General features: G+C 38.7%; 8 protein-coding genes and 2 pseudogenes. 3 read left to right on the top strand and 7 right to left on the bottom strand.

Annotated elements, in window-relative coordinates; translation table 11 throughout:
* Positions 1-132: 132 nt before the first annotated feature.
* The gene (locus BCELL_RS18860) at positions 133-630 is read left to right on the top strand and encodes a hypothetical protein (protein WP_013490381.1); all 498 of its coding nucleotides are present in this window, start codon (positions 133-135) and stop codon (positions 628-630) included.
* A gap of 80 nt (positions 631-710) precedes the next feature.
* Here BCELL_RS18860 and BCELL_RS18855 read toward each other — a convergent pair whose 3' ends face one another.
* On the bottom strand, positions 711-1,388 hold the full coding sequence (locus BCELL_RS18855) for a PspA/IM30 family protein (RefSeq protein WP_013490380.1): 678 nt from the start codon (positions 1,386-1,388) through the stop codon (positions 711-713).
* Between the two features lie 393 nt (positions 1,389-1,781).
* Positions 1,782-1,883 (bottom strand): annotated as a pseudogene (locus BCELL_RS23095) (type II toxin-antitoxin system antitoxin); the annotation flags it as partial.
* Positions 1,884-2,110: 227 nt separating this feature from the next.
* On the opposite strand from BCELL_RS23095, the pseudogene BCELL_RS18850 reads away from it, so the two are divergent.
* A pseudogene (locus BCELL_RS18850) lies at positions 2,111-2,350 on the top strand (glutamine synthetase); the annotation flags it as partial.
* Positions 2,351-4,377: 2,027 nt separating this feature from the next.
* Here the strand turns inward: BCELL_RS18850 and msrA are convergent.
* The 4 genes from msrA to BCELL_RS18820 all read right to left on the bottom strand — a co-directional run bounded on the left by msrA (position 4,378) and on the right by BCELL_RS18820 (position 9,297).
* Positions 4,378-4,911: a peptide-methionine (S)-S-oxide reductase MsrA gene (gene msrA / locus BCELL_RS18835; RefSeq protein WP_013490377.1), complete on the bottom strand. Its 534-nt coding sequence runs from the start codon at positions 4,909-4,911 to the stop codon at positions 4,378-4,380.
* A gap of 110 nt (positions 4,912-5,021) precedes the next feature.
* The gene (locus BCELL_RS18830) at positions 5,022-6,143 is read right to left on the bottom strand and encodes an ABC transporter permease (protein ID WP_013490376.1); all 1,122 of its coding nucleotides are present in this window, start codon (positions 6,141-6,143) and stop codon (positions 5,022-5,024) included.
* Between the two features lies 1 nt (position 6,144).
* Positions 6,145-7,074: an ABC transporter ATP-binding protein gene (locus tag BCELL_RS18825; protein ID WP_013490375.1), complete on the bottom strand. Its 930-nt coding sequence runs from the start codon at positions 7,072-7,074 to the stop codon at positions 6,145-6,147.
* Positions 7,075-7,206: 132 nt separating this feature from the next.
* Positions 7,207-9,297 carry a sensor domain-containing protein gene (locus BCELL_RS18820; RefSeq protein ID WP_013490374.1) on the bottom strand — a complete coding sequence of 697 codons (2,091 nt, stop codon included), beginning with the start codon at positions 9,295-9,297 and terminating at the stop codon, positions 7,207-7,209.
* A gap of 1,820 nt (positions 9,298-11,117) precedes the next feature.
* On the opposite strand from BCELL_RS18820, the gene BCELL_RS18815 reads away from it, so the two are divergent.
* A complete protein-coding gene (locus BCELL_RS18815; protein ID WP_013490373.1) occupies positions 11,118-12,365 on the top strand; it encodes a DUF5050 domain-containing protein in 1,248 nt (415 codons plus the stop codon).
* A 73-nt stretch (positions 12,366-12,438) separates the two neighbouring features.
* Here the strand turns inward: BCELL_RS18815 and BCELL_RS18810 are convergent, their stop codons facing one another.
* Positions 12,439-12,771, bottom strand: a complete 333-nt coding sequence (locus BCELL_RS18810) for a winged helix-turn-helix transcriptional regulator (protein WP_013490372.1) — start codon at positions 12,769-12,771, stop codon at positions 12,439-12,441.
* Between the last annotated feature and the right edge of the window lie 77 nt (positions 12,772-12,848).

The following is a 12,848-nucleotide window of genomic DNA, read 5'->3' as shown; positions in this document are numbered from 1 at the left end:
GAATGACCTCGCCACGACAGTACAATGGCTAAGGGGGAGGGCAACCTCTGTTGCGTGATTAGGTTCTTCTCTCTTAACTTTTGAAACATTCTTCATCCTTTATCGTCTAATTTTGGAAAGGGGGCAGGGACCATGTTGAGGTTTATTTTTAGTAAAGTTGTCTTTTTTGTTTTAGTGATTGGATTATTCGGATGTGGTACAGAGGAAAGTAGGGATTCCAGCAGTAGCGATGAAAGGTTGATAAATTCAGAAGAAACAAATCAGGATGGTGAATTTGAGGTATCTATACACGTCGGTAATGATAGTAATGACCTTGAAGTTTACGGTACTATTTCTTATATAGGGGATAAAGATAAAATTAACATTTTCCACGGAGGAAGCATCTTTTTCTTTCATATATATGAGGTAAATGGTGATTTCGAACATATTGGAGGGATGGACCAACCATTATTGAGGACAACCCTTACGAAAGATGAAGCTCATAAAGTGACATTTATTCACCCTGTATTAGATGAGCTAGAACCTGGAGACTACGAGTTTGAAGCAATTGCTGATTTTTCTCTAGATGAGGATAATATCGTAAATACACAAATAGAAATTCCTGTTTCTACTATTGTAGAAATTGATTGATAAATCAAAACGCTTGGCGTTAAAACCAAGCGTTTTTGTTTGCACATATTATTACTGGCATACTTTCGGACAAACTTTCCTTAAGCCTCATTCTTATTTTGTAGCTTTGCTTTTAATGCTGCGAGATCATTGTCAACGGCACTGTTTCTATCGAGTTGTTTTAGCTCATCATCTAAAGTCCTGTTTACACTTCGCATTTCTTCTGACGTTTCCGCCTCTGCTTCATGATGGATTACTTTCTCCTCCATACGCTCAAAGCCCGCTTTTGCACCGGAACCGATTCCAGACATCGTTTTATTCACTTTAGATCGTGCTTTTGCGCTTTCCGATCGTGCTTTGAGAGAGTCCTTTTTCATCTTCATCTCATTGTATTCTTCTTTCATTTCTTGTAGCTTTTCTCTTAATTCAGCAGAAAGCTTTTGTGCTTCCTCGTAAGATAGCTTCAAAGAGTCAGCATTTCCTTGCTGCTTGTTTTTATCCTCTAATACGCGTCTTGCTAATTCCTCGTCGCCTGACTCTAGTGCCTTAAGTGCTTGTTCTTCACGTCTATTAACGTAAGCAACAGCTTCCTCATATTTATTTTTAAGCACTTTTTCATTTGCAATTTGCTTCGCTACAGCAGACTCCACCTCTGCAAGATCCTTTTCCATATCTGCTAAAAATTGATCAAGCATTTTTGCAGGGTCTTCTGCTTTGTTCAATAGTGAGTTAACTTCTGAAGCAACAATAGTTCGAACACGATTAAAAAAACGAAACATATAAATCCCCTCCACATGGTTAAATGATAGTTTAATATTAGCATATTTTAACAAAAACAATACGAAAATCATCCATATTGAATATACGATTTAATGAATGAAAAAGTTTCATGAAGATAGAGGAGAGAGAAGGTATTTTTCTTAAAAAATGTAGGGGCGTCCTATAAGCTCATAAAAGTCCTGGATATGGCAACACTTGCCGCGCCAGACTTTAGATTATTCATCTTTAGAGGGAAGACTATGCAATTATTAGTCTTTCATTTTAAGACCGTTTTGTATTGGACTCTAAATGCCAGCAGCATTTCCTGATATTGCAAAAGGTTGACTCGATAGGTAATCAAACTATCGAGTCAACCTCTGAAGACGATTATGTCCGTTCGAAGGGAGCGTTTTCTACTTTTTCTTTGGCAACTTACCTGCCTTTTTAGCTGCGTCTCTAAGCAAGTATTCGATGTGGCTGTTTACACTTCTGAAGTCATCTGCTGCCCACTTTTGTCTCTTTCACTTTATATCCCTCCGTTTATTAGTGATATTTTATTGATATCATTATAAAATCACTTTTGGATATAACTGTAAATTGTTTTTGGGAGGAATTTTATTGGGGAAATTCTATAGTAGATTATCTAACACGATTTAACACAGGTAGTGAAAAAACATTTATGATAAACAAACACATGTTTTTATCAAATATTACTTGGAGAGGGGATAGAAAATTTATGTCGATGTTAGTAACCCAAAGTCCAGTAAAGTCTGAAAGCAATGTCGCGGTGACAGAAGATGTGATAAAAGAGAAAGATGTGGAGCTCATTCATTTGCACTTTGTAGATATTGAAGGAATGATGAAAAGTGTAACGGTAACAGCTGATCAGTTAAAGGATATCGAGGAAGGCAATATTATGTTCGATGGATCTTCCATTAAAGGATTTACACCAATAAATAAATCAGACTTATATTTAAAGCCGTAAAAAGCTGTTATGATTGTTGAGGTTGATTCAAAAGATTTTATCTTTTGGATCAACCTTTTTGCTATTTGCATAGCGCGTGAATGCTACCGGCAAATAGCAATTGGAAGCGCTGAAGGTCGTCATACGAAGGCAATGCTACCTGATAAAGTGAAACTGAAGCGGTGAAGATCATTATACGAGTCCAATGCTACCCGAGAAAGCCAAGCTGAAGCGGTGAAGGTCATTATACGAAGCCAATGCTACCCGAGAAAGTAAAACTTAGAAGCTGAAGGTCATCATACGAAGGCAATGCTGCCCGAGAAAGCCAAACTTAGAAGCTGAAGGTCATCATACGAAGGCAATGCTACCCGAGAAAGTAAAACTGAAGCGGTGAAGGTCGTCATACGAAGGCAATGATGCCCGAGAAAGTAAAACTGAAGCGGTGAAGGTCGTCATACGAAGGCAATGCTACCCGAGAAAGTAAAACTGAAGAGCTGAAGGTCATCATACTAAGGCAATGCTACGCGAGAAAGTGAAACTTAGAAGCTGAAGGTCGTCATACGAGTTCAATGCTGCCCAAGATAGTGGAACTAAAGCGGTGAAGGTCATCATACGAAGGCAATGCTACCCGAAAAAGTAAAACTTAGAAGCTGAAGGTCGTCATACGAAGGCAATGATGCCCGAGAAAGTAAAACTGAAGCGGTGAAGGTCGTCATACGAAGCCAATGCTACCTGAGAAAGAAAAACTTAGAAGCTGAAGGTCAACATACGATTCCAATGCTACCCGAGAAAGTAAAACTGAAGAGCTGAAGGTCATCATACAGGAGAGGCTATTTATTCCTTGGAATTGTATAAAGACTTCTCTACCAGGTCTTTTGATAGACAATTAGCTATGAAAGTGATTAATGTAAACAAGAGCTAATATCTACTAAATTTTTCAAAGTATGATGTCCTATGCTACCACACATATCCAAAAATAAAAAAACAGATGATTGTTTATGGGAATAAACCTAAAATAAATACTCTTGTAGTACTATTTACACATAGTATGTTTTGTTGGATCTTGAACAATAACAGTATTAACTATAATACAATATTTATTGGGTTGTTATAGAGCCTAAAAAATGTCTTCATGTTAGTTCGTTAAGTGTAAGTGATATGAAATTACTAAATTTAACATTTTTAAATAAATTTAGTTGTTTGTATTCTGTTATTCTATTACACTTGCCGTGGGGACCGGAAATATATCTTAGTAAAACAGCTGTTGAGAATATACTTCTACATGGCACTGGAGTTGCTCTTGCTGCTATCTCAGGTTTACTATCAAGAGGTGTATTGACTGCAGTTGGTTGGTATATTCGAGGATCAATAATAGGTCATTTTATAACTGAGTCAAAGATTAGACCGATAATTATATAAGTAAGACCGGTGGGTATGTCCTGGGAATATCATTAGGAGGTAGTATGAGCATATTACAGAAAATCCTATTTATAATAACAATATATGGAATTTCTTTAGCGCTAATTTTAGTTTTACTTTGGTATTTTGATCCCTCTCTGAATGGAGTTGTTAGAACTCTAATCATTTCGCTACCAATACTTATTTCAACTGTCCTTGTCCAACTAATCGAAAGAAAAACCAATTTAAGAAAAAAGTAATTAGAATATCAAATATATGAACATACTAGCAGTGGTATATGCCTATTTAGCGAATAAAGTAATCAGGTGGGGTTAGTGAACATACAAAATGTCCTAGTATTAGTCCGATAAGGAAAGTGAGTATAAACTACAATAAAAGTTTGTATATTCGTCATGTTTACACTATATGTAGGGAACCCCCCAGGGAATGACAGAGATAATGTATGTAGCAGCTTGGGGACTATGCAAAAACAAAGCAATGACAAGCATCAAAAAACAACAATGCTCCCCCGAAAATGCCACACGCAAGCAATCATCCCTAACCCAACTCGCCCCCACGCCCCCAAAAAACAAAAACGAAGCGCCTCATCCCACATGATTCACTTCGTTTTTCTTACACAATATTTATTATTTCCACTGGGATTCTGTAAATATTTTTCTACCTGACTCTTCCACTTCTTTTTTATAGTGAAGGGGATTCTTCTTATAAAAATCTTGGTGATAGTCTTCTGCAGGATAGAAGGTGGAGGCAGGGAAAATATCAGTGACGATTGGCTCAGCAAATTTATTGCTTTCAGCTAATTGTCTTTTTGTATGTTCCGCTAGCTGCTTTTGTTCATCAGTATGATAATAGATTGCAGTTTTGTATTGCTCACCTCTGTCGATGAACTGTCCGCCCTCATCAGTAGGGTCAATGTTTCTCCAAAAAATATCTAGTAAGTCTTTATAAGGAAACAGAGAAGGGTCAAACGTAATTTGCACGACTTCGCGGTGACCAGTCGTTCCCGTTTTTACTTCCTCGTACGTTGGGTTTTCAACATGTCCTCCGGTATATCCAGAAATGACTTCATGAATGCCGGGAAACTCATCGAAGGGCTTCACCATACACCAGAAGCATCCCCCAGCAAATGTTGCTTTTTCAAGTTCATTATTCTTAGTCATTTATCTTCACCTCATCATTCATGATGACAGTGTAATACGCCCTTCACTATTTTACAAGAGTAAAGTCTCAAGAAAAAAAGGAAGGCGGACAGCCTTCCGAAAAAAACTAACTATCTCGTTGATACAATGGATTTCCTCTTATATAACCAAGAGCCGAGCACATATGCTCCTACTCCCCAAAGGACGACGATACCAATCCCTGTCCAGAGGGTACTTGAGAGAATACCGGTTGAGTAAACCATACTTTCACGAAGCCCTTCAACAAAGTACGTAAGAGGTAGGACGTTGGAAATAGGTTGTATCCACTCCGGCATTGTTTCAATTGGGAAGAAGACACCGCTTAGAAACATCATGACAAAACTAGCGATGTTCGCAACGCCCATATATGCTTCGGCTGTATTACTAAATGACGAGAAAAAGTAGCCGAGTGCGTTAAACGACAATGCCCCTAATAAAAATACGACGAGTAAGCTTGGAAAACTAATATACAAGTTTGCCCCAAAAACAAACACACCAATAATCGAAAGTAACACGATTTGAATGACGCTAAAAATCATCCGCATAGTCATGTCACTAAATCCAAATATACCCATATTCGCTGGTGTCATTCTTAGCCTTTTAATTAACCCTTTACGGCGCATTTCAACTAAGTCAACCATGCCGAACATACCACCTTGAGCTATTGCTAAAGCGATCATCCCGGTGAGCAAAAAATCGGTATAGTTGATGTCATTAGTCGTAGAGGTGATCGATTCAAATTGTAGCTCGTATGTAGGTGTTGCACCGACAGCATGTAAATTTGCCTCTTGTACGAACTGATTTAGCAGGCCAGATAATGCCTGTGTAGTAACGCCACCTTCGTTTTCCCTGTTTACTACAAGTAGTATAGAAGTGTCATTTTCTGAATCTGGCAAGATGATTGCAGCATGAACATCTTGATCAAGCACTAACTGGTCTGCTTCTTCACGGCTGACTGGTGCGTCCGTTTCTATGTCAAGGACAGGAATATATCTAATTTGCTCCAATAACATTTCCGACACTGGATTTGGGTTTTCGTTTACGATTGCAATATCAGCAGAAAATTCATTGTCAGAGCCACCACTAAAGATAACCATAAAAATCGACATTAAAATAACTGGAAAAAAGATTCCCCAAAACCATGCTTGTTTTTCCCGTAACGTCAGTTTTAACTGCGCTAAAAACATTTGTTTAAATTGATTCATATTGTTCATGTTAATCCCTCCATTCCTTTCCTGTGAATGCGATAAAGACATCCTCCAAGCTCATTTCTCGAATGGAGACTTGTTCAATTTGGTAATCATGCTCCTTTGTGAATGCAAATAAATGGTATAGCGTATCTTCAGGAGCCGTTGTCCAGAGCTTTAATGCTGTGCCGTCTCGTTCCGTGCGTGTAACAGAGTCAAGGCTTTGAGAAAACGACGTCGTTTTTTCTGCGGCATCCACGCCGTCAATGAAGGAAAGACGTACTTCTCTTTCTTCTGTTAACCTTTCAATTAACGCTGCAGGCGTATCTAACGTAACGATTTTTCCTTGGTCTACAATACAAACACGATCACTCAGTTTTTCGGCTTCTTCCATATAGTGTGTCGTTAAAATAATCGTTTTCCCTAGCTCCTTCAAGCGCAAAATAATGTCCCAAATGTTACGGCGCGCTTGAGGGTCAAGCCCTGTTGTTGGTTCGTCGAGAAAAATAATGTCAGGATCGCTAATCATGGCGAGTCCTATCGCAAGTCTTTGTCTTTGCCCACCAGATAGCTTTTTTACATGATTGTTCCGATGATCGGTGAGATTGATGAGTTTTAAAATTTCTTCGGTTGGTCGTGCTTTATCATAGAAGGTGGCAAAAAGGTTTAAGTTTTCTTCAGGCGTTAACAAGTCAAACATGGCACTTGATTGAGGCTGAACACCAATTTTCTTTTTAATGCTCGTGCTGTTTTTCGCCCATGTCCACTCGCCGAACGTAATGTCACCATGATCAGGGGGGACTAACCCTTCGATCATTTCGAGTGTCGTTGTTTTTCCAGCGCCATTAGGTCCGATGATCGTAAAAACTTCTCCCTCAGCAACAGAGAAGCTAATATCTTTAACAGCATGAATGTCGCCAAAAGACTTCTTCAAATTTTTCACTTCTAAAATGGCCATTTTATTCCCTCACTTTCTATTCAATACTCCACATAATGATACGATAAAGAAGTCAGAAAAGTTTCAAAAAAGACAGAGAAAAAGGGTGACCTCAAGGTATATACTAACCTTTTCAGTCACCCTCTGTTGCATTTATAATTGCTGTTGATTTAAGAGGAGTTCTTCAAACTCCTTCACTGGCTTCGGCCTACTAAAGTAAAAGCCTTGTAATTCATCGCAGTTTAGCTTTTGTAAGATGTCGTGTTGTTCTTTTATTTCAACGCCTTCCGCCACTACTTTCATATTCAATTGATTCGATAATTGAATGATGAATGTGATTATTGCTTGGTTATCAGCAGACGTATGAATATCATTAATAAATGATTTATCGAGTTTAATTGTGTTAAACTTATATTTTTTCAAGTAGCTTAACGAGGAATAGCCTGTACCAAAATCATCGATGGCGATGTGAATGCCAAGCTGTTTTAATCCTTCTAATTTATTGAGGATATCGTTGTCGTGTTCGAGAATGAGACTTTCTGTCATTTCTACCTCAATCCAATGCCCCTCGACTTGATTTTTCTCAAGCAGATTTTTCACCTTAGTCACTAAGCCCTTTTGTAGCATTTGAATAGCAGAGAAGTTTAGCGAGACAACGAGCGGTGGAAAACCAGTGTTCTCCCATCTCTTTACTTGTTTACATACTGCATCGAAAACCCATTCTCCTATCGGAACAATTAACCCTGTATCTTCGGCTATTGGGATAAAGTGCCCCGGCGATACCATACCTAATGTAGGGTGATTCCAGCGGATCAGCGCTTCTACACCAACAACTTTTTCTGTACTTGCCGAGACTTTCGGCTGATAGTAAAGTTCAAACTCATTGTTCGTAATTGCTCTTCTTAAGTCGTTTTGCAACGCAAAGTTTTTATAAGAATTTTCTTCCATTTCTGGTGTAAAAAACTCGAAACTGTTCTCTTTCGTTTCCTTCGCTTTATACATAGCAAGGTCTGCATTTTTCAAGATGACGCTTATGTCTTCGCCAGATTCAGGATAAGTCGATATACCGATACTCCCTGTCACGAACAGTTCATAATGATCAAAAACGATGGGGCTCTCCATCCTCTTTAAAATAGAGTCGGCAAGCTCTTTAACATAATCAAGCGCTTCAATATGAGGAACTAAAATCATAAACTCATCGCCAGCCATTCGAGCGATGAGATCTTTTTCGGAAACAAGACTTACCAACATTTCAGCTATTTCCTTTAATGCCTTGTCGCCAACGTGGTGACCTAATGTGTCATTGATGAATTTAAAACGATCAATATCAATGAATAATACCGCTAATTTGCTTCTATTTGTTTTCGCGTCTTGTAGTTCCGCCTCTAGTTGCTCTTCAAAATAGCGGCGATTCGGTAAGTCAGTTAAATAGTCATGATACGCCATATGATGAATTTTCTGCTGTGCTTCACGCATTTCAGTTACATCATGATAATTGATGATCACCCCTTCAATATGAGGGTCATCCATACGGTTGTTGGCAATCACGTGAACAGTCCGCCAGTTTCCTTCCTTATGTCGCAATCGTACGTCTAGCTTCTGAGGCTTATCAGGGTTTTCAAGTAAATTTTCAAATCGAGAACGAACGTAATCATGCTCATCAGGATGAACAATTGTAAAAAATGGGCCAGCTAATTCTTCTGGTTTGTATCCTAGTACCTTTTCAATGGATGGACTTCGGTACATGACGTTACCTTCCGCAGATAGTATACAATTGACGCTACTCGAGTTTTTTAGCAAAGAACGAAATTGATGGAATTGCTGTTGTATTTGTGATTGGAGTTGCACTTCTGTTGTAATGTCTTTTGCAATCCCTAAAACACCAACGAGTTGACCACTTTTTCCAAAAAGAGGCACCTTGCTCGTAACGATTGATTTTTCATTTCCTTCTATAGAATAGATTCGCAGACGCTCATCTTGTAATACTTCGCCTTTTAATGTTTGCACAAACCCTTTTTTTGCAAGTTCAATATCTTCAGGATGCACGATTTCAAGAAAACTCGTGTGCAAATATTTTTCTCCAGGGCCTACTAACGAGCTAAACCCATGATTATAATCTATGAAATTTCCTTCTAAATTTATCACGTATATTGCTTCAGTAAAGTTTTCTAGCAATTCTTTGTATGGGTAATTGTTTTTGTCTATGTCAGGGTGTATGGAGGGATTAAAATTTGAGTCGCTCATATATTCTCCTAATTTCTATAGTTTTTATAAAAAAAAGTTAAGTTGTGTAGTTTATTATACAACATATATAAGAACTAGAGTGTTTTTTCTAGTGAGGAATAGGGTGTTTGCACGGTGTTTTACGAAGGGAAGTTTTGGAAAATGAGAGAGGTATTTGAAGGCTGCTAATAGTGCTGTTGAAAGGAGCGTGAGTTAGCATTCCTTTCATGGGAGGGAGACGCGTTAGAAAGGAAAATGAAGTAGGTTAGCATTCCTTTCATGTGAGGAAAAAGCGTTAGAAAGGAAAATGAAGTAGGTTAGCATTCCTTTCATGAGAGGCAAAAGCGTCAGAAAGGAAAATGAAGTAGGTTAGCATTCCTTTCATGTGAGGAAAAAGCGTCAGAAAGGAAAATGAAGTAGGTTAGCATTCCTTTCATGTGAGGAAAAAGCGTTAGAAAGGAAAATGAAGTAGGTTAGCATTCCTTTCATGTGAGGAAAAAGCGTTAGAAAGGAAAATGAAGTAGGTTAGCATTCCTTTCATGTGAGGAAAAAGCGTTAGAAAGGAAAATGAAGTAGGTTAGCATTCCTTTCATGTGAGGAAAAAGCGTCAGAAAGGAAAATGAAGTAGGTTAGCATTCCTTTCATGTGAGGAAAATGCGTTAGAAAGGAAAATGAAGTAGGTTAGCATTCCTTTCATGTGAGGAAAAAGCGTCAGAAAGGAAAATGAAGTAGGTTAGCATTCCTTTCATGTGAGGAAAAAGCGTTAGAAAGGAAAGCCACCAGAGAAAGCGTTCCATTCAAAGAAGGAAAAAGTCACTGAACGGAAAACTATCCGAGAAAGCGTTCCGTTCAAAGAAGGAAAAAGTCTATGAAAGGAAAACTATCCGAGAAAGCATTCCGTTCAGAGGAGGAGTCAGTCACTGAACGGAAAACTATCCGAGAAAGCGTTCCGTTCAAAGAAGGAAAAAGTCACTGAACGGAAAACTATCCGAGAAAGCATTCCGTTCATAGAAGGAACAAGTCTCTGAAAGGAAAACTATCCGAGAAAGCATTCCGTTCAAAGAAGGAAAAAGTCTCTGAAAGGAAAACTATCCGAGAAAGTGTTCCGTTCAAAGAAGGAACAAGTCTCTGAAAGGAAAACTATCCGAGAAAGTGTTCCGTTCAAAGAAGGAAAAAGTCTCTGAAAGGAAAACTATCCGAGAAAGCGTTCCGTTCAGAGAAGGAAAAAGTCTCTGAACGGAAAACTACCCGAGAAAGCGTTCCATTCATAGAAGGAATAAGTCGATAAACGGAAAACCACTCAAGAAAACGTCCGTTTCAGAGAAGAAATCATAGCACAACCAACAAAATCATTTACCATAAGCAAAATTGCCCCTAAAACAAATGCAAAGCAAGACGCCAATCTCCGTAATCTCCACTACATACCATCTCCCTCTTTTTCGAAAATGATATTATAATAGATAATAGTTGAGAGTTCCTATAGTTCCTAGTTTTCACTGCACTAACAACTATTAGCAACACAACACTTCAAAAATAGTTGCTGGCATAAACGAAACGGAGCACTCACGGAAAACTAAAATATAGTTGCTAGCATAAACGCAACTGCGCACACAGGAACCAAAAATTAGTTTGCTAGCATAAACGAAACGAAGCACTCACGGAAAACCAAAATATAGTTTGCTAGCATAAACGCAGCGGCACACACTGCAAACCCAAAAATAGTTTGCCAACATAAACGAAACTAGAGCACACAAATACAGCCAAAAAAATAGTTTACTAGCTTGCACGATATTGGAAATAATATCCACCTGTAAAAAGTATCAAATAACGGAGGTGCGTCCATGGGGAAAATAAAGCCTATTATAGCCTTTGGGGCTTTGTTGTTAGTATTGTGGTTCATCGTAAGCGGAGAAGAGGATAGATTAAGCGAAAGAATAGGCTACTATATGCCTTCTTCCTCCAACACGCGTGAAATATTACCTAACGTCGTTTCTCCATCGAAAGAAATGACGGCAGAACAAGCAATTGACGAAGTACTTGTGTATGAGCGAGAGGTGGAGCAGCTCCCCTTTGACACATTATATGAAGCGATACTTCATGCACTATTAGATCAAAAAGAAGATATCAATGTTTCGCAATATAGCATGGACCATGAGGAGGTTTATGCAACGCGCTTGCAAGTTATTGAGGATCATCCTGAAATTTTTTACTTTGATCATGAAGAAAGTTATTTTTGGACAGACGGAACGTTAGAATTTAATTACTTATACTCTGAGGAGGACATTGAAGCGAAGCGTGCTGCGCTGGACAACAAAGTAAACACCATCATTGATCGTTTCATTTCTTCTAATATGTCAGATTTAGAGAAAGTGATAGAGCTGCATGATTATGTCGTATTAAACACAGTGTACGACTATGAAAACTTTGAAAATAACACAGTTCCACCTTTGTCATTCACAGCCTATGGGGCACTCATCAATGGGGTAGCTGTGTGCGACGGATATACGAAGGCAATGAACTTACTGCTGAGAGAAGTGGGGGTAGAATCGAAGTACGTCGTTGGCGTAGCTAACGGAAATGGTCATTCATGGAACTTAGTTCATATCGATGGTGAATGGTATAAGCTAGATGCGACGTGGAACGACCCAGTTCCTGATAGGGAAGGCAGAGTGTCGTATCAATACTTTTTAATAACAGATGATAAGCTAGAGCAAACGCACGAATGGGAAAAAACGGACTATCCTAAGGCAACAAGCACGCGATTTTCTTACTTTGAAGAGCTAGTGCATAGCCAACGACACGGGAATATCATTTACTACACAGATGATGAAAGCTTATATCAAATGAATATCGACGGGACGAATAAGAAAAAAATTGCACCTGTAAGGGCATATGAGATTGCAGTTGGCGGCGACTGGCTATATTTTAGTAATTTTAGTCATGGTGGATATTTATTTAAGATAAAAAAGGATGGCAGTGAGTTGACGGAGTTAAATGACTTTTATACGACTCATATCCTTTATGAAGAAGGAAAGCTTCATTTTACCGAGCATGAAACTGACGAGCGCTATTACTTGGAGGTCGAATAAGCTGAGTAAAAACCTCGAAGTATAGCACGAACGACATTCTACATAAAATGGAATGTCGTTTTTTATACTGCTCCTACTGCTTTCGCTGCTTATATAATGTATGTTTTTTTCCCCACTCGTGCATCGCATCTAAAATGGGCTCCAAGCTTCGGCCATATTCTGTGATGGAATACTCCACCCTTGGCGGCACCTCTGGATAAACGACGCGTTCGATAATGTCCTCTTCCTCTAACTCGCGGAGTTGACTTGTTAACACTTTTTGTGTAATCCGAGGCATCTCTCTTCTCAATTCGTTAAACCTCTTTGTTCCGTGATGAAGTAAATGTAATAAAATGATTGGCTTCCATTTTCCTACTAGTATATTTAATGCATCCTCTACACGACAATTTTGTGGGAGCTTTTCCATGCGGGCACCTCCTCAGTATCCTTTTTGATACTATACCACTTTTTAGTGCGTACTTATAAAAGGTTGGCTTCTATTTT

This window comes from Evansella cellulosilytica DSM 2522 (assembly GCF_000177235.2).
In the GTDB taxonomy this organism is placed as follows: domain Bacteria; phylum Bacillota; class Bacilli; order Bacillales; family Salisediminibacteriaceae; genus Evansella; species Evansella cellulosilytica.
The sequence above is the reverse complement of the archived record's forward strand: the minus strand, read 5'-3'. Positions and strand labels throughout refer to the sequence as shown.

Coding starts and splice junctions, on each gene's coding strand:
- BCELL_RS18820 (WP_013490374.1), bottom strand. CDS start 9,297: ATGAGCGACTCAAATTTTAATCCCTCCATACACCCTGACATAGACAAA.
- BCELL_RS18860 (WP_013490381.1), top strand. CDS start 133: ATGTTGAGGTTTATTTTTAGTAAAGTTGTCTTTTTTGTTTTAGTGATT.
- BCELL_RS18830 (WP_013490376.1), bottom strand. CDS start 6,143: ATGAACAATATGAATCAATTTAAACAAATGTTTTTAGCGCAGTTAAAA.
- BCELL_RS18825 (WP_013490375.1), bottom strand. CDS start 7,074: ATGGCCATTTTAGAAGTGAAAAATTTGAAGAAGTCTTTTGGCGACATT.
- msrA (WP_013490377.1), bottom strand. CDS start 4,911: ATGACTAAGAATAATGAACTTGAAAAAGCAACATTTGCTGGGGGATGC.
- BCELL_RS18810 (WP_013490372.1), bottom strand. CDS start 12,771: ATGGAAAAGCTCCCACAAAATTGTCGTGTAGAGGATGCATTAAATATA.
- BCELL_RS18855 (WP_013490380.1), bottom strand. CDS start 1,388: ATGTTTCGTTTTTTTAATCGTGTTCGAACTATTGTTGCTTCAGAAGTT.
- BCELL_RS18815 (WP_013490373.1), top strand. CDS start 11,118: ATGGGGAAAATAAAGCCTATTATAGCCTTTGGGGCTTTGTTGTTAGTA.